The sequence below is a fragment of the Pseudomonas sp. S3_A09 genome (assembly GCF_054668065.1).
The window spans coordinates 5,490,002-5,511,523 of sequence record NZ_CP162752.1; the positions used below are offsets into that span (position 1 = coordinate 5,490,002).

The 21,522-nt window shown below is 57.9% G+C and carries 18 protein-coding genes; 10 read left to right on the forward strand and 8 right to left on the reverse strand.

All coding sequences use genetic code 11. From position 1 onward, the window contains the following. Positions 1–2: 2 nt before the first annotated feature. The 6 genes from AB4N92_RS25505 to AB4N92_RS25530 all read right to left on the reverse strand — a co-directional run bounded on the left by AB4N92_RS25505 (position 3) and on the right by AB4N92_RS25530 (position 5,195). On the reverse strand, positions 3–947 hold the full coding sequence (locus tag AB4N92_RS25505) for an alpha/beta hydrolase (RefSeq protein WP_176332055.1): 945 nt from the start codon (positions 945–947) through the stop codon (positions 3–5). Positions 948–1,068: 121 nt separating this feature from the next. Then, the gene (locus AB4N92_RS25510) at positions 1,069–1,842 is read right to left on the reverse strand and encodes a carboxymuconolactone decarboxylase family protein (RefSeq protein ID WP_413469069.1); all 774 of its coding nucleotides are present in this window, start codon (positions 1,840–1,842) and stop codon (positions 1,069–1,071) included. A gap of 231 nt (positions 1,843–2,073) precedes the next feature. Next, the gene (locus tag AB4N92_RS25515) at positions 2,074–2,541 is read right to left on the reverse strand and encodes a (R)-mandelonitrile lyase (protein ID WP_101270027.1); all 468 of its coding nucleotides are present in this window, start codon (positions 2,539–2,541) and stop codon (positions 2,074–2,076) included. Between the two features lie 60 nt (positions 2,542–2,601). Then, the gene (locus AB4N92_RS25520) at positions 2,602–3,594 is read right to left on the reverse strand and encodes an aldo/keto reductase (protein WP_101270030.1); all 993 of its coding nucleotides are present in this window, start codon (positions 3,592–3,594) and stop codon (positions 2,602–2,604) included. Between the two features lie 24 nt (positions 3,595–3,618). Further along, a complete protein-coding gene (locus AB4N92_RS25525) occupies positions 3,619–4,209 on the reverse strand; it encodes a flavodoxin (protein ID WP_101270033.1) in 591 nt (196 codons plus the stop codon). Continuing rightward, positions 4,206–5,195, reverse strand: coding sequence for an aldo/keto reductase (locus AB4N92_RS25530; RefSeq protein ID WP_101270036.1), 990 nt, complete (start codon positions 5,193–5,195; stop codon positions 4,206–4,208). The genes AB4N92_RS25525 and AB4N92_RS25530 overlap by 4 nt, the downstream gene beginning before the upstream one ends. 1,131 nt (positions 5,196–6,326) lie before the next feature. Here AB4N92_RS25530 and AB4N92_RS25535 point away from each other — a divergent pair. The 6 genes from AB4N92_RS25535 to AB4N92_RS25560 all read left to right on the forward strand — a co-directional run bounded on the left by AB4N92_RS25535 (position 6,327) and on the right by AB4N92_RS25560 (position 14,230). Then, entirely contained in the window at positions 6,327–7,199 is an 873-nt protein-coding gene (locus tag AB4N92_RS25535) for a helix-turn-helix domain-containing protein (RefSeq protein WP_176332036.1), read from the forward strand. Positions 7,200–7,347: 148 nt separating this feature from the next. Further along, positions 7,348–8,616 (forward strand): DUF1479 domain-containing protein, encoded by a 1,269-nt coding sequence (locus AB4N92_RS25540; protein WP_098479582.1) that lies wholly within the window; start codon positions 7,348–7,350, stop codon positions 8,614–8,616. 58 nt (positions 8,617–8,674) lie between these two features. Further along, the gene (locus AB4N92_RS25545) at positions 8,675–9,955 is read left to right on the forward strand and encodes an ABC transporter substrate-binding protein (protein WP_041064242.1); all 1,281 of its coding nucleotides are present in this window, start codon (positions 8,675–8,677) and stop codon (positions 9,953–9,955) included. A 280-nt stretch (positions 9,956–10,235) separates the two neighbouring features. Next, positions 10,236–11,573 carry an MFS transporter gene (locus tag AB4N92_RS25550; RefSeq protein ID WP_101270049.1) on the forward strand — a complete coding sequence of 446 codons (1,338 nt, stop codon included), beginning with the start codon at positions 10,236–10,238 and terminating at the stop codon, positions 11,571–11,573. A gap of 23 nt (positions 11,574–11,596) precedes the next feature. Beyond that, complete coding sequence (locus AB4N92_RS25555; protein ID WP_101270051.1) at positions 11,597–12,859, forward strand: gallate dioxygenase; 1,263 nt, start codon at positions 11,597–11,599, stop codon at positions 12,857–12,859. A gap of 123 nt (positions 12,860–12,982) precedes the next feature. Continuing rightward, positions 12,983–14,230: an OprD family porin gene (locus AB4N92_RS25560; RefSeq protein WP_236267126.1), complete on the forward strand. Its 1,248-nt coding sequence runs from the start codon at positions 12,983–12,985 to the stop codon at positions 14,228–14,230. On the opposite strand, the gene AB4N92_RS25565 is transcribed toward AB4N92_RS25560, so the two are convergent. Further along, on the reverse strand, positions 14,205–15,440 hold the full coding sequence (locus tag AB4N92_RS25565; protein WP_041064227.1) for a LysR family transcriptional regulator: 1,236 nt from the start codon (positions 15,438–15,440) through the stop codon (positions 14,205–14,207). The genes AB4N92_RS25560 and AB4N92_RS25565 overlap by 26 nt on opposite strands. A gap of 155 nt (positions 15,441–15,595) precedes the next feature. Between AB4N92_RS25565 and galB the strand changes: the two genes are divergently transcribed. Genes galB through AB4N92_RS25580 form a run of 3 tightly spaced genes read left to right on the forward strand, consistent with a single transcriptional unit; the run spans position 15,596 to position 18,134 of the window. Then, positions 15,596–16,330, forward strand: coding sequence for a 4-oxalmesaconate hydratase (gene galB, locus AB4N92_RS25570; RefSeq protein ID WP_041064224.1), 735 nt, complete (start codon positions 15,596–15,598; stop codon positions 16,328–16,330). Continuing rightward, the gene (locus AB4N92_RS25575; RefSeq protein WP_041064221.1) at positions 16,327–17,043 is read left to right on the forward strand and encodes a 4-carboxy-4-hydroxy-2-oxoadipate aldolase/oxaloacetate decarboxylase; all 717 of its coding nucleotides are present in this window, start codon (positions 16,327–16,329) and stop codon (positions 17,041–17,043) included. Before galB ends, AB4N92_RS25575 begins: the two co-directional genes overlap by 4 nt. A 2-nt stretch (positions 17,044–17,045) precedes the next feature. Further along, on the forward strand, positions 17,046–18,134 hold the full coding sequence (locus AB4N92_RS25580; RefSeq protein ID WP_176332034.1) for a 4-oxalomesaconate tautomerase: 1,089 nt from the start codon (positions 17,046–17,048) through the stop codon (positions 18,132–18,134). A gap of 831 nt (positions 18,135–18,965) precedes the next feature. Here AB4N92_RS25580 and AB4N92_RS25585 read toward each other — a convergent pair. Next, on the reverse strand, positions 18,966–19,880 hold the full coding sequence (locus tag AB4N92_RS25585; RefSeq protein WP_010210548.1) for a LysR family transcriptional regulator: 915 nt from the start codon (positions 19,878–19,880) through the stop codon (positions 18,966–18,968). A gap of 247 nt (positions 19,881–20,127) precedes the next feature. On the opposite strand from AB4N92_RS25585, the gene AB4N92_RS25590 reads away from it, so the two are divergent. Beyond that, complete coding sequence (locus AB4N92_RS25590) at positions 20,128–21,150, forward strand: zinc-dependent alcohol dehydrogenase family protein (RefSeq protein ID WP_010210545.1); 1,023 nt, start codon at positions 20,128–20,130, stop codon at positions 21,148–21,150. Positions 21,151–21,522: the final 372 nt, after the last annotated feature.

The window sequence follows — 21,522 nt, forward strand, 5'->3', positions numbered from 1 at the left end:
GGTCAGTCCAGCTGTTTTTCTTTGAGGAACTGCGCGACCAGGTCAGCGATCTGCACGTTGTTCAGATCCGACATAGGGAAATGGGTGTTGCCGTGAATGCCAATCTCCGGCAGGTGTATCAGTCGCACATCACCGCCATGGCGATTGACCGCGTCACGCCAGAGCCGGGCCATTTTCAGGCGTGCGCGCCAACTGTCCTGAGCGGGCAGATCGACTGCCTGTTCCGGGATGTTGTCGCCGTACAGGATCAGAATCGGAATACGCGTCAGTGCCATGAATTGCTCCATCGGCACCTCTGCGCCTTGCACCGTGTCGAACGCACTGGGGATCGGCGCCGGCACCTCACCGTCAGCAAACACGAAACTGCTGCCCGGTTCGAACGCCACGATGGCTTTGACCTTGTCGTTCTTGATAGCCGTCAACCAGCCCGGCCCGCCACCCTGAGAATGCGTAAACAGGATGCCGGGGCCGATTTTGTCGAACAGCGCCGACACACCATCGGAGACCACGCCCATGTCAAACGGCCCGGTGTTCGGCGTCATTGCCCTGAAAAACTGCTCGCGGGTCTGGGCATCCTGTGCCACTTGCACGCCGTTGAAGTAGCGGGGCCAAAGGCCGATGCGGAACTGGTTGAACCACAGTTGTTCGTCCGGCACAGGCTTGATGGTGGTCTCGACCATGCTGCGCCCGGCATCACCACGCCGGGGCTGATCGATCACATAGACGCCGTAGTGGCGGCGCAGAAAGATGTTCTGAAAACCCTCACGACCATCGGCGGTGGTTTCCCAGGTTTTGGAAAACTGACCCGCGCCGTGCCACATGACGATGGGCAGTTTTCGCGCGTCCACCGGGATTTGATAGAAGGCGTAGGCGTGGTCACCGTGGTAGGTCTGGCCGTTGGGCGTCATCGGTTGGCGCGGGTTGAAGGTGCCCGGTGCCGTGGTCATCGTTCCGCCTGCGGCGAAGCTGCCTTGTTTCTGGATCAGCAGCGGGCCTTCGGGGTGGTTCGCGCAGGCCGCCAACAGGCTCAACAGCGTGACGCTCAGCAAATGTTTTGCAGTTCTCATGTCATTTCCTCGAAGCCGTGAGGGCTTGGACCAGCGCTGCGTTGGCCCGCTCGGCGGTCTGTGCATCGCCATGCTTTTTCAGCAGCTCGGTGACTTGGTGCAACTGTGCCGCACTGAGCCCGACGCGCAGGCTCGCTGCCATGTGCGAGCGCAACTGCGGCTCGACCCCCGGCGTTGCTGCCAGGGCCCCGACAGTGGCCAGTTCACGGCTTTGCCAGTCGAGGTTGTCGCGCTCGAAGATGTCGCCGAACAGGTGGGTTTGCAGGAAGCGGTTGATCACCGGAGCGAACTCGAACACCGGGCCTTTGACCGGGGCGCCGGAAATCTTGGTTTGATTCGCCGTGCCCGCGGCCAGCAGCTCATCCCCGACCGGAATCGCCCAGCTCGGCTCACGCCCCGGCGCATCTTCGATGCCGCGTTGTTTGCGCGCCTGCACCACGGTCATCAATTCATTCAAGGCGTTGAGGCTGCGCGGGAAGCCGACGTAGGCGTAAAGCTGCACGAGAACTTCACGGGTTTCGCTAATGGTCAGGCCGGCATCAAGCCCTTGGTTGAGCGCCGTGTTGAGGTTGGGCATGTCGCTGGTCGCCATGAACGCCGCGATCAGTGGAATGGCTTGTTGCTGGCTCGACAAGCTGGCTGCGCTGGCAAGTGTGTTGGTCATGGTCTGCGATGCCTCGGCTGCTTGAATGGGAACGCTGAAGATCGCCGCAACGCCCAGACAAAGCGCGATAAATGCGGGGAGGGCGGTGCGGTTGCGTACTTCAGTGGTCATCATGAAAGGCTCCGTCCATTGCAGGTCACTGCGAGGTGTGGCTGGATCGTACGGAGGATGTTTGTGGCGATTAACCCCGAAAAGGCGCATGGACTCCTGAGTAAAACTCATGAGTCGACGTTGCCAAAACTGCTGAAAACCTCGCGCGAACCCGCTGTTACGGGGCCTGGAGGTCAGATGACGGTTCGCCGCAAGAGTGTCGAGCGAACAGCTTCGACACATTCCGTAACTTCATTGGCCGGCGTATTGCGCCTCCGAGACCTGCTCCGCCCAAGTGACTGTCTGGCCGTCCTCGGCTTCGGCGATGGCGATGTGGGTCATGCCACTGTTGGCCGTGGCGCCGTGCCAGTGCCGGGTGTTCGGCGGAATCCAGACAGTGTCGCCCGGACGGATTTCCTGACGCGGGCCGCCCTCTTGCTGCACATAGCCAACGCCAGCGGTGACGATCAGCGTTTGCCCCAGTGGATGGGTGTGCCACGCCGTGCGTGCGCCAGGTTCGAAGGTCACCGTGCCGCCGCCGATGCGCGCGGGAGCGTCACCTTTGAATAATCCATCGACGCGCACCGCGCCGGTAAAGTTTTGCGCCGCGCCCTTGATCGAGGGCTGGGTACCGTTCGGGGTAATGCGGATTTCATTAGCAGCCTGGGCTTCTGCGGTCATGAGTGAGAAAGCCACGAGTGGCGCGATCAATCGGTTCATCGGATCAACTCCGGTCAGGCAATGAAAGCGGCGCCCCACGCAGCGCCGCGTTGGGTAGACTCAAAGTCCGGTCATTTTCAGTGCCGATTCCGGCAGGCGTTCACCGTGCACCTGAATTTGCGCCATCCGCTCGTTGATCACGCGCAGATCGTCTCCGGTCAATTGCAGCTCGACCGCGCCCAGATTTTCTTCCAGACGATGCGGTTTCGTCGTACCCGGGATCGGCACGATCCACGGTTTCTGTGCGAGCAACCAGGCTAGGGCCACTTGCGCCGGCGTGGCGTGTTTGCGTTGCGCGACGGCTTTCACCACATCGACCAACGCCAGATTGGCCCTGCGCGCTTCAGGGGAAAAGCGCGGGACGAAATTGCGGAAATCGCTCGCGTCGAACTGCGTGTGCTCGTCGATCTGACCGGTGAGGAAACCGGCACCCAGCGGGCTGAACGGAACGAAACCGATCCCCAGTTCTTCCAACACCGACAGCAGTTCCAGCTCCGGGCCGCGCCAGAACAGCGAATATTCGCTCTGTACCGCCGTGACCGGTTGCACCGCGTGAGCCCGGCGTATGGTCTCCACACCCGCCTCAGACAGGCCAAAATGCTTGACCTTGCCCTCGGCGATCAGCTCCTTGACCGTGCCGGCGACGTCTTCGATGGGTACCTGCGGATCAACGCGGTGCTGATAAAACAGGTCGATGCAATCGGTGCGCAGACGCTTCAACGACGCCTCGGCCACGGCGCGGATATGCGCCGGGCGGCTGTTGGTTCCGCCGCCGCGTGCGCCGGTGACCAAGTCGATATCGAAGCCGAATTTGGTAGCGATAACGACTTGCTCGCGGATCGGCTGCAAGGCCTCGCCCAGCAGTTCTTCATTGGCGAACGGGCCATATGCTTCAGCGGTGTCGAACAAGGTGACGCCTTGCTCGTGGGCCGAACGAATCAGCTTGATCATGCTGGTTTGGTCGGCAGCCGGCCCGTAGGCCGACGTCATGCTCATGCAACCAAGGCCCAGTGCGGACACTTTCAGGCTATTGCCCAACGTGCGGATTTTCATGATGTCACTCCGTACAGAATTCGATTAACGCGTGAGGGGGTGATCGCTCAGCCAGCCATTCACGCGCTCCATGGTCTTGCGCTCTTGCTCACCCTTCATCACAAAACCTTCCAGAACCTTAGTCTTCGGCGTGTGCTTGACGAGCACGCTGCGACTGTTGCCCAAGCCATAACCGCCGTGGGTGTTGAAGGGGATGAGGGTCTTGCCGGTCAGGTCGTGGGCGCTGAGGAAGGCGCGCACGATCGGCGGCGCGGTTTCACCCCAGATCGGAAAGCCCAGATAGATCGTGTCGTAGTCGCTGAGGGCGTGAACCTTGTTTTGCAGCTCGGGTTCGAAGCCGCTGTCACGCTCCTGACGCGCCTGTTCCACGGTTTCCAGATAGTCCTCGGGGTAGGCGTGGGCCGGGCGAATCTCGAACAGATCGGCACCCAGTCCACGCTGGATCAGCCCGGCAACTACGCGGGTATTGCCCGAGCGCGAGAAGTACGCGACCAGAATCCGCGAACCGGAACGCGGGGTTTCATGGGGGCTTTGCGTGTCGGCGAGTGACAGCAGCGGGGCGCTGGCCAGTGCAGCGATGACCGTGCGCCGCAGCGGATCGTGATCTTTGCTCATCGGCCGACGCGTGCCTTGAGGGCCTCGGGATAGCGCTCGCCTTCGATGCGGATCTGCGCCAGCGCAGCATCAATCGCCTTCAGCTCCGCTGCATCGAGCGTGATGTCCGCGCCACCGAGGTTTTCTTCCAGGCGATGCAGCTTGGTCGTGCCCGGAATCGGTACGATCCACGGTGCCTGCGCCAGCAGCCAGGCCAAAGCGATCTGCGCCGGCGTGGCTTGTTTCTGCGCGGCGATCTGACGAATCAATATCACCAGCCCCTGATTGGCTTGCAGCGCCGACTGGCTGAAGCGCGGCACGATGCTACGAAAATCGTCGCTGCCGTAAGTGGCCTCCGCCGACACCGTGCCGGTGAGAAAACCCTTGCCCAAAGGGCTGAACGGCACGAAGCCGATGCCCAGTTCCCACAGCGTCGGCAGGATTTCCTGCTCGGGCTCGCGCCACCACAGCGAGTATTCGCTCTGTAGCGCCGTGACCGGTTGCACCGCGTGCGCACGGCGAATGGTCTGTGCTCCGGCCTCCGACAGGCCGAAATGCTTGACCTTGCCTTCGCCGATGAGGTCTTTCACCGTCCCGGCGACGTCTTCGATCGGCACGTCCGGATCGACGCGGTGCTGGTAAAGCAAATCGATGTAATCGGTTTTCAGTCGGCGCAGCGAACCTTCGACGGCGACCCGAATACGTTCGGGCCGGCTGTCCAGAGTCTGCTTTGTGTTGTCGGCACCGACGGCGAAGCCGAATTTGGTGGCGATCACGACCTGTTCGCGAACCGGGAACAGCGCCTCGCCAACTACTTGCTCATTGAGATAGGGGCCGTAGAACTCGGCGGTATCGAAGAACGTGACGCCTCGATCAACTGCCGTGCGAATCAGCGAGATCGCCTGCTGCGTTTCTGTCGCTGGACCGTAGCCATGGCTCAGGCCCATGCAGCCAAAGCCGAGTGCCGATACTTCAAGTGAGCTGTTGCCGAGTGTGCGGTTGTGCATTTCGTTCTCCCGAATAAGGCGTTGGGGAACAGTAAGCGAGCTACCGAATAGGTACTAGACGCTTAAATCGGCAAGGGTTCATGAAATTTGCTCATCAATCCCAAAACAAGAGAATGGCGCTGTCATGTCGTACGCAGCGAGTATCATCCATCTCCGCATCGCTTTAATTGCTTCAGGTGTGAGATCTCACATCGGTTGCCGGTAATGCGCTTGCTACAGCTTTGAGGCTTTCAGAAGCCATTGCCTCAGTCAGTCTGCGGACCCATGCGGAGCATTCCCGCTATGAACGAGGTAATAGTCTTCGCCCTCTGATAAGGAAGTATCGAATAGCTGCGCAAGTTGGTTTTGCTCCAAGGCATCTTCGACAAGCCAGGGACTTGTTAGCACCACGCTTTGACTGCGCCGCGCCGCGTCAATGGCGAGTTCCGATTGATCAAAGCGCATTCCGATCTTCAAATCTGTCTGCGGTCAACCGGCGTGGGCAAACCATTTGGGCCAGTTCGCATGTGAAGTTGTATACAACAGCGTTGCCTTCACCAAGTCCGAAACTTCAAATAGCCGCAGTGTGCTGCAATACACCCTGACTTCTCCGGGCAGCATTAATTCGGCAGTGAGCCCTAGGGCATGGCCATAGCAATGACGCACCGCAATATCAAGTATCCTGATCGCCGTCTAGGAGGTCTGTGCTCGCATTCAAATGCAATTTGAGTTGCGGATCATCACGAGTAACCGCTGGTATGCGCCTGGAGAACCATGAATTGGCCAGCGCGGGGGAGGCTGACCCGAATTTCATCGTTTGTTCGATTACGCAGCATCCTTTCGTCGCATGGATGCCTGGCAGCTTTTCACTCGAGGTGCGCAACGAATACCTGGCTGCTTACCAAACCAGGTTGCGTGTACCTCAAGCGACGCAAACGCTATTCTTTCATCCACGCGAGGATTACGGTAGCGACCAGCGATAAAATCCAAGCGTGCTGGCGCGCTCCGGTTTTCAATGGAACCCTCGTGCAGGTCAATGTCATGATCAGGCGGCCGACGATTTTACGCGTTGAGATCTCGTCAGCTCACTGCAGAAGTAGTGGGTGTTACGATGATGGCGATACAAGTCCCTTGCTAGGCCGAGTCGATGTCATGAAACCCAGCTTCGAGAAAGTACCCACAGAGGCTGCAACCTCTTGGACGCTATTGAACAGGCGTTTGCCGGATGCGATTCCATTCGAGTGGCATCATCATCCCGAATATGAGTTGACACTCACGCTCAATAGTCGCGGCCATCGCTACATCAGTAATGACGTAGCGCGCTATGACGATGGAGACCTGATTCTTGTAGGGCCGAATATTCCTCATAGCTGGTCTTCAGCGGAGCGTATTGATGAGGATCAGCCGCATGTTGCCTTGGTTATCTGGTTTTCCGCTGCTTGGGCCGACTCGCTTGTGACATTGTTTCCGGAAATGGCTGCGTTTCGCCCATTGCTGGCGGCAGCTCAACACGCGGTGAGTTTCAGTGGTAGGGCCTCCAGTGATGTACGCTCCTCCATCGAGGCAATGGTCAATCAGACGCCGCCCCAGCGCTTGATCGCATTGCTAACGGTGCTCGACAGGCTGGCAAGAGACGCTGATGCTACTCGGATCCTGCCGACGCTAGGCGGTCTGGCGGGTGATCAGATTGTCGAAGACGCGCGTATTCATCGAGTTCTGCATTACCTACATGGTAACTACGCCCGGGCAATCAATGTTGCCGAGTTAGCAGAGCTGGCCTGCGTCAGTCTGTCTGCTTTCCATCGAATGTTTCGCCGGCATACACGCTGTACCGCCTTGGACTATATCGTTCGACTGCGCATCGGCCATGCCTGTGCGTTGCTGATGCAGGGCAACTCGCCGGTATCGATAATAGCGGGGCAGGTAGGCTACTCGTCGCTGGCATTATTCAACCGCCAGTTCAAGGCGTTGAAAGGGCTGACACCTTCCGCGTTTCGTCAAACGCACAGCCATCATTTTCAGTGAAGGTCAGAAATCTAGTGGGTTGATACTCCGATCGTATTGGCTCAAAACGCCATTATCGTACTAGTCGACGCTTCAAATGAGGCTGCCGTGTGCTTATTTAAAAGTGGTTCCATACCTGCATGAATAACAAAAACAGCAGGTAGTTCCCATGAGTAAATACCGTGCCTTCGAAAGCGAAACGCTTCCGCAAGATTATCGAGACAGCATCGTCAAAATGAAGCGCGCCTTGCGCGCGCAGATCGGCGACGTTGAATCTTTGTTTGAACAAGTTAGCGAATTCATCGTTGCTGAAATCGACTCAATCAAGGCGCAGGAGGCGCTCACCGGTTCGGCTTGGCCGATCCTTGAGTTCGAGGATATCGCGGTCGGGAAAGTGAGTGCGGACCAGTTGGCGCTAATCAAGCGGCGTGGTTGCGTCGTGCTCAGAAACCATTTTCCTCGAGAGCAGGTTTTGGGGTGGGACGAGAGGCTTTTGGATTACCTTGACCGCAATCACTTCGATGCAATTTATCGTGGTCCAGCGGACCAGTTTTTCGGAAGCCTGGAGGCATCGCGTCCAGAAATTTTTCCGATCTATTGGTCGGAGTCGCAGATGCAGTTGCGTCAGGATGAGCGCATGGGGGCCGCACAATCTTTTCTGAATCGTCTTTGGAAGATCCATTCTCAAGGGCGGCAATGGTTCAACCCTGATATCAATGCCCTATACCCGGATCGAGTACGGCGTCGACCTCCGGGAACACATTCAAAAGGTCTCGGGCCACACACCGACTCGGGCGCCTTGGAGCGATGGCTGCATCCAGCCTACCTGAAGGTATTCGACAAAATTTACAGCAACGATTTCAGCGCCTACGACCCTTGGGACGCAGCCTTCCGTACTGAAGTCGATGAGTACGCCTACAAAGATACGGTCAAGTGCTCTGCGTTCCGCACGTTTCAAGGCTGGACCGCGTTATCGGATATGAACGCCGATCAGGGGGTACTGCATACCTTGCCGATCCCCAAGGCGATGGCTTACATGCTGCTGCGGCCACTGCTGGACGATGTACCTGAGGATGAGCTGTGCGGGGTTGCGCCGGGCAAGGTACTTCCGGTGTCCCGACAGTGGCATCCACTGCTGTTCGAAGGGCTGAGTCCGATTCCGGATGTCCGTGCGGGCGATTCGGTGTGGTGGCATTGCGATGTAATTCACAGTGTCGCACCCGTGGCAAATCAACAAGGCTGGGGCAATGTTATGTACGTTCCGGCTGCACCTATGTGTCAAAAAAACCTGCGTTACGCCAAGGATGTGTTCAGGGCATTCGCGCAGGGTGCATCACCCGACGATTTTCCTCGGGAAGACTATGAAACAACTTGGGAAGGTCGTTTCACCTTGGAGCGTCTGAACGCGCTCGGACGTGCCGGTCTGGGGCTCGAATGATTGCGTGAGACTGAGCGAATAGCCCACTACCTCGATAAAAAAACAATAAGGTACTGACATGAACTCAATGAACCGCCTTGCAGCCATGGTTTCTCTTGCCGCTTTATTTCCTCTTGTGATTCAGGCCGCTGAAACCAAGGGAAACGTTGAAGTCGTTCACTATTGGACCTCCGGGGGCGAGGCCAAATCGGTGGAAGTTTTGAAGAAAATCATCGAGAAAGATGGATTCACTTGGCAGGACAGTGCAGTCGCTGGCGGCGGAGGCAGTGCGGCCATGACTGTGCTGAAAACCCGTGCTGTATCGGGCAATCCTCCCACCGCCGCGCAGATAAAAGCGCCAGATATTCAGGAATGGGGTCGCCTCGATCTTCTTGCCAGCATTGACGACGTCGCCAAGGCGAATAACTGGGACAGCCTGCTTCCCGAGTCCGTCGCCCAAATAATGAAGTACGAGGGGCATTACGTTGCGGTACCGGTGAATATTCATCGCATCAATTGGCTTTGGCTTAACCCTGTCGTTCTGAAGCAGGCGGGCATCTCCGATGTGCCGACCACTCTTGATGAACTTTATGCTGCTGGGGATAAGCTCAAGGCGGCAGGGTTCATAGCTATCGCACATGGCGGTCAGGCCTGGCAGGACACGACAATCTTCGAAAACCTCGTTTTGAGCGTGATGGGCGTTGATGGTTTCAAGAAGGCCTTTATTGATGTCGACGACAGTGTTTTCACCGGGCCGAAAATGATTGAAGTATTCAATGCGCTGCGAAGAATACAGAGTTATCTGGATCCCGATGGCAACGGTCAAGACTGGAATCTGGAAACAGCCAAGGTCATCAATGGCAAAGCAGGCATGCAAATCATGGGGGACTGGGCGAAAAGTGAGTGGAGCGCGGCGGGCAAGTTTGCCGATACAGATTACATTTGTGTGCCATTTCCCGGCTCGCAGGGTGCTTACAGCTATACCATTGATTCACTGGCGATGTTCAAACTTGCCTCGAAGAATGACACCCCTGGCAATATTGCAGCCCGCAACGACCTGGCCAAAGTAGCGCTGGAGCCGTCGTTTCAATATGTTTTCAATCAAAACAAGGGGTCAATACCCGTCATCAAGGGTTTGGACATGAGTCGATTCGATAGCTGTGCACAAGCCTCTGCAAAGGATTTCGCTGCTGCCGAGAAGACTGGTTCACTCGCTCCGAGCATGGCATTCAACATGTCGACTTCTCAGGCGGTGCAGGGCGCTGTGTTCGATGTCGTGACCCACTTCATGAATGACAAGTCCGCCGATGCTGGTAAGGCTGGCAGGCAGTTGCTGGCGGCGATCAAGGCCGCACAATAAATTGCTTTAGTTTTGAGCTGCTCCGTATACCGAATACGGAGCAGCTATTGACGATGCATCTCCTACTAGCGGCTGCTCGTGCCGCAATCATCACCCCCGCTCTACCACGCTCTGTCTATCTCTGTTGATTCCCCGATAAGAAAAATCGATACCCGGTTAATAATTTCCCAGAGGCGGGCGGTATACCTGCGGCTTTACAGTCACCTCCATCGTTTAGCGTGGACGGTCCAATTACAGGCCTCGTCCGTCGGGACTTCTACAAAAATAAGAAGGTGAGAGCATGAGTAGTGAAACGGTGGATATCAAAGCGTGGATTGACAACCGAAAACTGGTGCCGTACCAGTGGCTGATTATGGGTTTATGTTTTTTCATAGTGCTTTTCGATGGCTTCGACGTCGCGGTGATGGGGTTTATTGCCCCCTCGCTGATTCAAGAGTGGGGGCTTTCGAAAGCGGCGTTTGGCCCGGTGATGAGCGCGGGCATGATTGGGCTGGCGATCGGTGCGCTGACCGCTGGCCCTTACGCCGACCGAATCGGCCGCAAAAAAGTACTACTGACGGCGGTGACTGGCTTCAGCGTGCTAAGCCTTGCATGCGCCTTTGCACGTAATCCCTACGAGCTGGCTGCCTTGCGTCTGCTGACCGGTGTGGCGCTGGGCGCAGCATTGCCAAACACCACCACACTGCTTTCCGAGTATTTGCCGGAACGCAATCGGTCACTGTTCATCACGATCATGTTCACCGGATTCAATATGGGGTCGGGGTTGGGCGGATTTCTCGCTGCGTGGTTGATTCCCCATCACGGCTGGCAGTCGGTGTTGCTCGCCGGCGGGATTCTGCCGATGTTGCTGCTGCCCTTGATGTGGCTGTTGCTGCCTGAGTCGGCGCGTTTTCTCGCCGCACGCAACGCGCCCGCCAGCCAGATTGCCAAGGTGCTGAACAAGCTGGGGGGCACGTTCAGCGCAGCGACGAAATTCGTCATTGCCGAACCGCAAACTCAGCAAAAAGCACCGCTGCGCTTGCTCTTCACCGATCACTATCGTTTCGGCACTCTCGCCTTGTGGGCAACTTACTTCATGGGGTTGCTGGTGATCTACCTAACCATGGGCTGGATGCCGACCCTGCTGCGTGAAGGTGGGCTGTCCATCGAACGGGCCGCGACCATCACCGGACTGTTCCAGATTGGCGGCACTGTCGGCGCCATCGTGGTTGGGTGGGCGATGGACCGGCGAAATCCGAACGCGGTGATTGCCACGTCTTACGCTCTGGGTGGCGCTTTCATTCTGCTGCTGGGCGCCTTCAGCCTTGAATCGGGCCTGCTGGCATTCGGCGTGGTGGCGGCAGGTTTCTGTATGAGCGGCGCGCAAACCGGCCTCAATGCTTTCGCACCCGGTTACTACTCGACGGACTGCCGCGCCACGGGCGTCAGCTGGATGCTGGGTATCGGCCGCTTCGGGGCTATCTTTGGTTCGCTCATCGGTGGCGCGGTGCTCAGCCTCGGGTTGGGGTTGCCGCTGCTGTTTGCCCTGTTGAGCGTGCCTGCCTTTATCGCTGCACTTGCGATCCTGGCCAACGGTCATGCACGGCGCCGAGTCAGTCGGGCCTTGCTGGCGCATTAATCTTTTCAATAAAGGAACTCGTTATGGCACGCATCATTGGTGGCCTCGCTGTATCTCACACCCCGACCATCGGCTTTGCAGTCGATCACGATAAGCAGCATGAGGCCGCCTGGGCGCCGATCTTCCGTGGCTTTGAGCCGATCAAGGTGTGGCTGAAGGAGCAGCAACCGGATGTGCTTTTCTATATCTTCAATGACCACGTGACGTCGTTTTTCTTTGATCACTATGGTGCCTTTTCCCTCGGTGTCGATGATCGCTACGAAGTCGCCGATGAGGGCGGCAATCCACGTGAGTTACCGGGGATCGCTGGTCATGCGGCGCTGTCGCGGCACATCGGCGAGAGCCTGGTGGCGGATGAATTCGACATGAGTTTCTTCCGCGACAAACCGCTCGACCATGGCTTCTTCTCGCCGATGTCGGCGCTGTTGCCGTGCGAGCCGGACTGGCCGGTGGAGATCGTGCCGCTGCAGGTTGGCGTGTTGCAGTTCCCGGTGCCGAGTGCGCGGCGTTGCTACAAGTTGGGCCAGGCGCTGCGCCGGGCGATTGAAAGCTACCCCGAGGATCTGAAAGTGGCCATCGTCGCGACCGGCGGTGTTTCCCACCAGGTGCACGGCGAGCGCTGTGGTTTCAACAACCCGGAGTGGGACCAGCAGTTCATTGATCTGTTGGTCAATGATCCCGAGCGGCTGACCGAAATGACCCACGCCGAGTACGCCGCGCTGGGGGGCATGGAAGGTTCGGAAGTGATCACCTGGCTGATCATGCGCGGCGCGCTGTCGGCCACGGTGAAAAACCTGCACCAGGATTACTACCTGCCGTCGATGACCGGCATTGCCACACTGCTGCTGGAAAATCAGGATCGGCCCGTTCCCGTCGACGTCAACGCGCGGCACTTGCTGCACATGCAGCATCAGTTGGCGGGTATCGAGAGGCTCGCAGGCACCTATCCGTTCACCCTGGAACGCAGCGCCAAGGGCTATCGGTTGAACAAGTTTTTGCATCGCATGATCGAGCCGCACTGGCGTCAGCGTTTCCTCGACCAACCCGAAGCGCTGTTCGATCAAGCAGGGCTGAGCGATGAAGAACGGGATCTGCTGCGACGCCGCGACTGGCGCGGATTGATTTACTACGGGGCGATTTTTTTCGTGCTGGAAAAACTCGCTGCCGTGGTCGGGGTGCCGAATCTGCAGATATACGCGGCAATGCGCGGACAAAGCCTCGAGGAATTCATGAAAACCCGTAATCAGCAGGTGCTCTATTCGGTAGCGGGCAAGGCCCCACGCTAACGACACGGCGTCATCGGCGGCTCGCTCCGGGCCGCTTCGCAACACCCTTGAATGACTTCACTGCGCCCGGCTCATGCGGGCGTAGCGGACTGCTTCATCCCAAAAAAATGGATAACAATAACAATGAAAATCACCGCCAATACACGCGTAGTCTTCACGCTGTCCGCCGTTTGTGCTCTGCCTGTCGAGGCGAGCGCTGCAGGCTTTGTGGAAGACGCCAGGGCCAATCTCAACCTGCGCAACTTCTACATCAATCGCAACTTCACCAACCCGGCCAATGCGCAGGGCAAAGCCGAGGAATGGACGCAGAATTTCATTCTCGATTTCCGCTCTGGATTCACCCAAGGTGCAGTCGGATTTGGTGTGGATGTGCTGGGCCTGTATTCGCTGAAGCTTGACGGCGGGCAAGGCACGGGAGGCACGCAATTGCTGCCGCTGGACAGTGATGGCCGACCTGCCGATCAATTTGGGCGCCTGGCTGTCGCCGGGAAAATGAAAATCGGCAAGACCGAAATCAAGCTCGGCGAGTGGATGCCAGTGTTGCCGATATTGCGTTCCGACGACGGTCGCTCATTGCCACAAACCTTTCGTGGCGGTCAGGTCACTTCACAGGATATCGCCGGGTTGACCTTGTATGGCGGTCAGTTCCGGCAGAACAGTCCGCGCAACGATTCAAGCATGGAAAACATGTTCATGCAGGGCAAAACCGCGTTTGCCTCTGACCGTTTCAACTTCGTCGGCGGCGAATACGCGTTCAACGAAAAGCGCACGATGATCGGCGTGTGGAATGCTCAGCTAAAGGACATCTATCAGCAACAGTATCTGCAACTGGTTCATAGCCAACCACTGGGTGACTGGACGCTGGGCGCCAATCTTGGCTACTTCTGGGGTCGCGAGGATGGCAGTGCCCGCGCAGGCGATCTGGACAACCGCACGTTCTCGGCATTGCTGTCGGCACGCTACGGCGGCAACACGTTTTACGTCGGTTTGCAAAAGCTCAGCGGCGATGATGCCTGGATGAGAGTCAACGGCACCAGCGGCGGAACCTTGGCCAACGACAGCTACAACAACAGCTACGACAATGCGCGGGAGAAATCCTGGCAACTACGCCATGACTACAATTTCGCCGTACTCGGCGTGCCCGGTCTGACCCTGATGAACCGTTACATCAGCGGCGACGACGTGCACAGCGGGGCCGTCACCGACGGTAAGGAATGGGGGCGCGAATCCGAGTTGGGCTACACACTGCAAAGCGGTGCGTTGAAGAACCTCAACCTGAGCTGGCGCAACTCGAGCATTCGCCGCGATTACAGCAGCAATGAGTTCGACGAGAATCGCTTGATCATCAGCTATCCGTTGAACCTGCTTTAAGCGCCTCAGCGGCCTGTGCCTGGATCACCTGGCGGATCATTTCCATCAACGCCTGCGCCACCGGTGAGTGCAGGCAGCCGCTGCGGTAGGTCAGACCAATGGCTCTGGCGGTCTGTTTCAACTCCAGCGGCAAAATGCACAACTCGCCGCTAGTGATTTCCTGTTCCAGTTGATGCGCTGAAACGGCCGCGAGCATGTCCGAGCGTAACAACAGACCGCGAATGATCGCCATGTCGGCGCTTTCCACCACCGGGGAAGGCGCCGGAATGCCGAAACCGGCGAAGCATTCCTCGAGCATCGTCCGCGCCGGTGAGCCAGCACGAGGCAATACCCAGCGCGCGTTGCCCAGATGATTCTGCAAATCGCCGTTGCCGCAGAGCGGATGATCACGCCGCGCAAGCACGACCATTTCTTCCGTCAGCAGTGACTCGCCGACCAGGTCGCTGGCATAGGTCGATGAACGCAGCGCACCCAAAATGAAATCCACATCGCCGGCACGCAACTCGGTCGCCAGCAGGTCGAAGGGACTTTCATTGGTGATCACTTGAATGCCGGGATGCTCTGCCATCAGGCGCACGATGGCCTCGGGCAGAATGCGCGTGCGGCCGAGGGGCAGGGCACCGACGTGCACAACACCGTGCAAGGCGCCGCGAAGGGCGGTGATGTCGGTGTCGATATGGCGCAACTCGTTCAGCGCACGGCGGATTGCAAACAGGATGTCATGACTGGCGCGGGTCGGCTGCAAGCCGCGTGGCGTGCGTTCGAACAGCGATTGGCCGCAGCCGTTTTCCAGCACTTTCAGCGTCGAACTGACGGCCGGTTGGCTCAGGCCCAGCAGACTGGCCACGGTCTGCATATGGTGGGTTTCACAGAGTTTGATGAACACTTGCAGGCGTCGCGCCTGGAACAGATAAAGCGGTTCAATCGCGGCTTTTTCGCCTAGGCCGAGCAATGTAGGCACGCTCCCAAGCTCCGCCAGCACCCGTCGCGCTCGGGGCAGCAAACGCTCTCCGAAATTGGTCAGACGCATACCGTTGGCATGGCGCTCGAACAGCATTACGCCCAGCCGTTCTTCGAATTCGGAAATGGAGCGGGTGACCACCGATTGCGCCCGGTACAGCGCGACTGAAGCCTTGGAGACGCTGCCGTGATCAGCCACGCGGACGAAGGCGCGCACGTGCATCAGGCTCGGCAGTTCAAGGTTTTCCATGGACAAGGGCTCTGCGGGTCGGCGAATTCGACGACTATGCCGCCGATGTTTTCGAGTGGCAATAAAAAAAACGCATACCTCGAACACTCGAACGCATTACTCCGTCGGCGGGGTGCGATGCGATGCTCTTTCGCAACGCTAAAGGAGAATCCGCAATGATCGATTCAACCAAAAACGCGCTGGTCGTCAGCGCCCACTCAGCCGATTTTGTCTGGCGTGCCGGTGGCGCCATCGCTCTGCATGCCCAGCAGGGTTACCACGTTCACATTGTCTGCCTGTCGTTCGGTGAGCGCGGCGAATCCGCCAAGCTGTGGCGCAAGGGCGAGATGAGCGAAGACAAGGTCAAAGCCGCACGTCGCGAAGAGGCTCAGGCCGCCGCCGATATTCTCGGGGCCAGTGTCGAGTTCTTCGATATCGGCGATTACCCGATGCGCGCCGACAAGGAAACCTTGTTCCGCCTTGCCGATGTGTTCCGCCGGGTGCAACCGGAGTTCGTCCTCAGTCACTCGCTCAAGGACCCGTACAACTACGATCACCCGCTGGCCATGAACCTGACGCAGGAGGCGCGCATCATCGCCCAGGCCGAAGGCTATAAACCGGGTGAGAAAATCGTCGGCGCACCGCCGGTCTACAGTTTCGAGCCGCACCAGCCCGAGCAATGCGAATGGCGCCCCGATGTATTGCTCGACATCACGGAGGTCTGGGACAAGAAGTACGCGGCCATCCAGTGCATGGCCGGTCAGGAACATTTGTGGGAGTACTACACGCGCGTTGCCCTGCAGCGCGGTGTGCAAGCCAAACGTAATGTCGGGATCACCTCAACCCGCAACATCGTCTATGGCGAGGGTTATCAGAGTATTTTCCCGCGTGTCACGGAGAATCTGGGATGAGCGAACATATCGGCAAGACTGGCGTTGTCGTGCGCAATATTCAGCGGGCCGAAGCGGCGCTGGTCGATGAGTTGAATCGCTTCGGGGTGGCGACTATTCATGAAGCACAAGGCCGCAAAGGACTGTTCGCGGCTTCGATCAGACCAATTCAACAAGGCTCGGTAATCAGTGGTTCAGCCATCACGGTACTCGTCGCTCCGGGCGACAACTGGATGTTCCATGTGGCCGTCGAACAATGCCGGCCCGGTGATATTCTGGTGGTTGCGCCGAGTTCACCTTGCACAGACGGCTACTTCGGCGACCTTTTGGCCACCTCGCTCAAGGCTCACGGCGTTCGGGCGCTGGTAATTGATGCGGGCGTGCGCGACACCCACACCCTGCGCGAAATGGGCTTCCCGGTCTGGTCCCGCGCCATCAGCCCCCAAGGCACAATCAAAGAAACCCTGGGCTCGGTCAACCTGCCGCTGGTGTGCGGCGGGCAACTGGTGCACCCGGGTGATGTGGTGGTTGCGGATGACGATGGTGTTGTGATCGTGCGACGTACCGAGGTGCAGCAAGTCGTCGAAGCCAGTCGCGCCCGGGCCGACCTGGAGGAACAGAAGGCCTTGCGCTTGGCCAAGGGCGAACTGGGTCTGGACATCTACAACATGCGCGCGCGCTTGGCGGAAAAGGGTTTGCGTTACGTCGACAATCTTGAAGAGCTGGGAGACTGAGCATGGCGCAGACCCGCATTCCCTGTCTGTTGATGCGCGGCGGTACGTCGAAAGGCGCTTACTTTCTGGCCGACGATTTACCGCAAGAGCCTGCGCTGCGAGACCGCGTGTTGCTGGCGGTGATGGGCTCGCCGGATGCGCGGCAGATCGACGGCATTGGCGGTGGTGATTCACTGACCAGCAAAGTGGCGATCATCAGACCGTCAAGCCGCGCGGGTGCAGATGTCGATTACCTTTTCGCCCAGGTGCTGGTGGATGAGCCGCGCATCGATTACGGTCAGAACTGCGGAAACATCCTCGCCGGTGTCGGCCCGTTCGCCATCGAGCGCGGGTTGGTGGCGGCGATAGCCGACGTCACCCCAGTGCGGATCTACATGGAAAACACCGGACAGATCGCCATCGCCCATGTACCAACCTCTGATGGTGAGGTGCGCTATGACGGCGACGCGCGTATCGACGGCGTGCCAGGACAGGCCGCACCATTGATTGTCGAATTCAAGGATATCGCTGGCGCCAGTTGCGGCGCCCTGTTGCCGACCGGCAGCGCCCGGGACGTGATCGACGGCGTTGAAGTGACCTGCATCGATAACGGCATGCCCGTAGTGCTGATCAACGCGCAAGAGCTTGGTTGCAGTGGCTATGAGAGTCCTGCGCAACTCGACGTCAATGCTTCACTGAAACAGCGTCTGGAGTCCATTCGACTGCAAGCGGGGGGACGTATGAACCTGGGAGATGTGAGCCAGCGCAACGTGCCGAAGATGTGCTTGATTGCACCACCGCAAATAGGTGGGGCCATCAGCACACGCAGTTTCATTCCCCATCGATGCCACACCAGCATTGGTGTGTTTGGCGCCGTCAGTGTAGCTGCTGCCAGCCTAATTGAAGGCAGTGTTGCGGAGGGCATGGCAGTTGTGGAGGAAGGTGATATGAAGCGCTTGTCGATCGAACACCCGACGGGCGAGTTTACTGTTGAAGTACGGTTAAAGGATGGGAAAATAGCGGGCTGCGGGTTGATGCGCACCGCCAGACTTTTAATCAGCGGCATCGTATTCGTTCCGTCAGGTCTATGGCGTGATAGGCCAATCGGTTAAATTCGACCCTCCAATTAAGATCAACCGAGCGATCCTGTAGACACGGTTGTTAGTTTTGGTTGCGGAAACCGAACAAATCATGCGGAAAGGATTTACGAAATCCGCGATTACAATCGCGTACCTCACAAACGACAAAGCCCTGAATAATCATGGCTTTGTCGTATCAAATACGGATGAGGCGGTGGGATTCGAACTCATGGACTTGTTACAGTTGACTGTTTCAATTCCATGACTATAACAAGTAGTTTCAATGGGTTATTGCCCAAAGTATTCCGCTTTGATCGTGTGCAAATGTCACTCGGTACGGTCGCTAACGGGCCAGAGTGTGTAAAAATGTCAGATTGGGTTTTCAGGACATCGAAAATGCTCTAGAAAAAATCGTAGAGACAGGAATTTTCGAGTCTGGCGACATCGTGGATCAGTATGCTCTGGAAGCAGCTCTAACTTAGCTCTGGATTATTTCCGCGCTCATTGCCTGTGCCGACTGAACGGCATCGCTAGACTGCCATCTACGGCGACTGACTCATGTCGACCCAAAGCTGCCATCACTGCTTACGACAATCGATTTAGAACAGACATCGAGACTAGTAGAGTAGAGCCTACGCTCTATTGCTACTGATCAAAACAGTTCGTGCGATGGTGGTTGCGAGCAGTAGCGTATGACTTTTCCGAGAAGGGGCTGTCGAACCTTAGGTTGGGGGCATCCTTTTCAAACCATCCAAAGCATGCCCTCAGATGTGCCCCCAATGTAGCAATCCACTGGAAGTGAATGGAGCTCCATGGTTTGTGGAAAGGCAGAAATGATCAGCCGAACAGCCTGCCCGACGACACCTAAAGACTTTCAGGGTCGCCAAAAAACATCTGAATCCGTGACCGCAACCACCGCTCACCCGGATCGTTATCCTGCGACCCACGCCACGCCATATGCAGCTCAAAGCTGCGCACCGGCAACGGCGGGTCCTCCGCCCGCAGGCCTCCCGCCGAGGTCAGCGCCTCGGCCGCATAATCCGGCACGGTTGCCAGAATATCCGTGCCTGCCAGCAAAGTACCCAGGCCGTTGAACTGCGGCACGGCCAGTACTACATGGCGTTTGCGGTCGAGTTTCTCCAGTTCTTCATCGATAAACCCGCTCAAGTCACCGGCAAACGACACCAGCGCATGGGGGCGGGCGCAGAAGTCGTCCAGGCTCAGGGAGCCCGGTACGCTGTCGGCGCGCAGCAGTTTGGGCAGGCTGCGGCGCAACACTTTGCGTTTGGCGTTGGCCGGCAGGTCGGCGGTGTAGCTGACGCCGATGGAGATTTCGCCGGACGCCAGCAGGCCGGGCATCAGGATGTAGTTGACGCGGCGTACTACCAGCACAATGCCGGGGGCTTCGGCGCGCAGGCGTTTGAGCAGTTGGGGCAGCAGCGCGAATTCAACGTCATCGGAAAGGCCGATGCGGAACACCGCAGTGCTGGTGGCCGGGTCGAACTCGGCGGCGCGGCTGACGGCGGTGGAAATAGAGTCCAGCGCCGGGGAGAGCAGGGCGAAGATTTCCACTGCCCGCGCCGATGGCTCCATGCTGCGGCCGGTGCGCACGAACAAAGGGTCATCAAACAGCCCGCGCAGGCGTGACAAGGCCGCGCTGATGGCCGGCTGGCCGAGGAACAATTTCTCGGCAGCGCGGGTCACACTGCGCTCATGCATCAAGGTTTCGAATACGATCAAGAGGTTAAGGTCGACACGACGCAGGTCGTTACGGTTCATCTTGTGTCCTGGAAGAGTCAGCAAACTTGACGAGAGCGGCCATATGTAAACAATGGCCGGCATGAATCTTACGGGGAAAGGCTGGTACTCTGCACAGGATAATTGAGTTTTCCTACGATAGCTGAGGTCTATCCCTCACATGCGGAATCAATGACAGACATGTCGACTATTAATGGCGACCGGTGGCCTTACCCGGAAAGCCCAGATAGAGTTCATGGCATTAGAGGTTACTTTGACGAGGTTTGCGATGTCCCGCACGATCCGTTTTCACAAGTTTGGTCCGGCCGAGGTGCTCAAATGCGAAGAGCATGCAGCCGCGCAGCCCGCACCGGGCGAAGTGCAGGTGCGTGTCGAAGCGATTGGCATCAGCTGGTATGACATCCTGTGGCGCCAGAACCTGGCGTCTTCCCATGCACGCCTGCCGTCCGGCCTTGGTCATGAGATGGCCGGTGTCGTGGTCGCTGTAGGCGATGGCGTGGATGATTTGGCTGTGGGCGATAAGGTGGCCAGTTTTCCGGCCGAGAGCCCCAATGATTACCCGGTGTATGGCGAGCAGATCGTCCTGCCCCGTTCGGCCTTGACCCGGTATCCGGATGTCTTGAGCCCTATCGAGGCGAGCGTGCACTACACGCCGCTATTGATTGCCTACTTCGCGTACGTGGATCTGGCGCGGGTCAAGCCTGGGCAATTTGCCCTGGTGACGGACGCCAGTCACTGCGCCGGGCCGTCCTTTGTGCAACTGGGCAAAGCGCTGGGCATACGGGTGATTGCCGCCACCAAAGACAGTGATGAGCGTGAATACCTGCTGTCCCTCGGTGCGGAGAAAGTCATCGTCACCGAAGAGCAGGACTTGCTGATGCAGATCAACAAGTTCACCGACAACCGTGGTGTTGACGTGGTGTTTGACGGTTTGGGCGGCCCGCAGATGTCGTTGCTGGGCGATGTGCTCGCACCGCGTGGCAGTCTGGTGCTGTATGGCTTGCAGGGCGGCAACCAGACACCGTTCCCGGCCTGTGCAGCGTTCCAGAAGAACATTCAGTTCTTTGTGCACTGTATCGGCAATTTCACCGGCAAGCCTGAACTGGGCATCATCCAGGACCAGGTCGCCTTGCAGCGAGCGCTGAGGGACATCAACCAACTGACTGCCGACCGTGTGCTGGTACCGTTGAAAACCACCGTGTTTCCGTTCAATCAGTTCGTGGAAGCGCATCGCTACATGGACGAGTGCCCGTGCCGCGAGCGCGTTGCGTTGCAGGTTGAGGCTGTTTAGCCTGTAGGAAGATTCTCAAAACAGTATTTCTTACACCTGTCGCATGGGGCAAAAGCGCCATTTGACAGGGCTGCAGCGGTGTTACCCTTCAGCTGCAAGACGGGTACTTTAACCCCTGAAATCTGACCTTTTCACTCACGCCGCCCTGAAATCCAGTGCGGCGTCTTTGTGTGCGCGTGATTTGTAGGCCGGTAGTTATTCATCTGCACTGCTTTTCGGCAGGGTTCTGTATCTATTAATCATTATTCCAGCACTGATAATTGCGCCTTCACTTTCATCTCAAGGACTGAGCAATGATTGAATATCCGATACCGCTATTGCGAGTAGTTGAAACTGATCTCGCGGCAAGCGCAGGACGCCAGGGGAATACAT

Excerpts from the sequence above, each read along its gene's own strand:
- AB4N92_RS25505 (WP_176332055.1), bottom strand. The coding sequence starts at position 947 with ATGACCACGGCACCGGGCACCTTCAACCCGCGCCAACCGATGACGCCC.
- AB4N92_RS25510 (WP_413469069.1), bottom strand. The coding sequence starts at position 1,842 with ATGACCACTGAAGTACGCAACCGCACCGCCCTCCCCGCATTTATCGCG.
- AB4N92_RS25515 (WP_101270027.1), bottom strand. The coding sequence starts at position 2,541 with ATGAACCGATTGATCGCGCCACTCGTGGCTTTCTCACTCATGACCGCA.
- AB4N92_RS25520 (WP_101270030.1), bottom strand. The coding sequence starts at position 3,594 with ATGAAAATCCGCACGTTGGGCAATAGCCTGAAAGTGTCCGCACTGGGC.
- AB4N92_RS25525 (WP_101270033.1), bottom strand. The coding sequence starts at position 4,209 with ATGAGCAAAGATCACGATCCGCTGCGGCGCACGGTCATCGCTGCACTG.
- AB4N92_RS25530 (WP_101270036.1), bottom strand. The coding sequence starts at position 5,195 with ATGCACAACCGCACACTCGGCAACAGCTCACTTGAAGTATCGGCACTC.
- AB4N92_RS25535 (WP_176332036.1), top strand. The coding sequence starts at position 6,327 with ATGAAACCCAGCTTCGAGAAAGTACCCACAGAGGCTGCAACCTCTTGG.
- AB4N92_RS25540 (WP_098479582.1), top strand. The coding sequence starts at position 7,348 with ATGAGTAAATACCGTGCCTTCGAAAGCGAAACGCTTCCGCAAGATTAT.
- AB4N92_RS25545 (WP_041064242.1), top strand. The coding sequence starts at position 8,675 with ATGAACTCAATGAACCGCCTTGCAGCCATGGTTTCTCTTGCCGCTTTA.
- AB4N92_RS25550 (WP_101270049.1), top strand. The coding sequence starts at position 10,236 with ATGAGTAGTGAAACGGTGGATATCAAAGCGTGGATTGACAACCGAAAA.
- AB4N92_RS25555 (WP_101270051.1), top strand. The coding sequence starts at position 11,597 with ATGGCACGCATCATTGGTGGCCTCGCTGTATCTCACACCCCGACCATC.
- AB4N92_RS25560 (WP_236267126.1), top strand. The coding sequence starts at position 12,983 with ATGAAAATCACCGCCAATACACGCGTAGTCTTCACGCTGTCCGCCGTT.
- AB4N92_RS25565 (WP_041064227.1), bottom strand. The coding sequence starts at position 15,440 with ATGGAAAACCTTGAACTGCCGAGCCTGATGCACGTGCGCGCCTTCGTC.
- galB (WP_041064224.1), top strand. The coding sequence starts at position 15,596 with ATGATCGATTCAACCAAAAACGCGCTGGTCGTCAGCGCCCACTCAGCC.
- AB4N92_RS25575 (WP_041064221.1), top strand. The coding sequence starts at position 16,327 with ATGAGCGAACATATCGGCAAGACTGGCGTTGTCGTGCGCAATATTCAG.
- AB4N92_RS25580 (WP_176332034.1), top strand. The coding sequence starts at position 17,046 with ATGGCGCAGACCCGCATTCCCTGTCTGTTGATGCGCGGCGGTACGTCG.
- AB4N92_RS25585 (WP_010210548.1), bottom strand. The coding sequence starts at position 19,880 with ATGAACCGTAACGACCTGCGTCGTGTCGACCTTAACCTCTTGATCGTA.
- AB4N92_RS25590 (WP_010210545.1), top strand. The coding sequence starts at position 20,128 with ATGTCCCGCACGATCCGTTTTCACAAGTTTGGTCCGGCCGAGGTGCTC.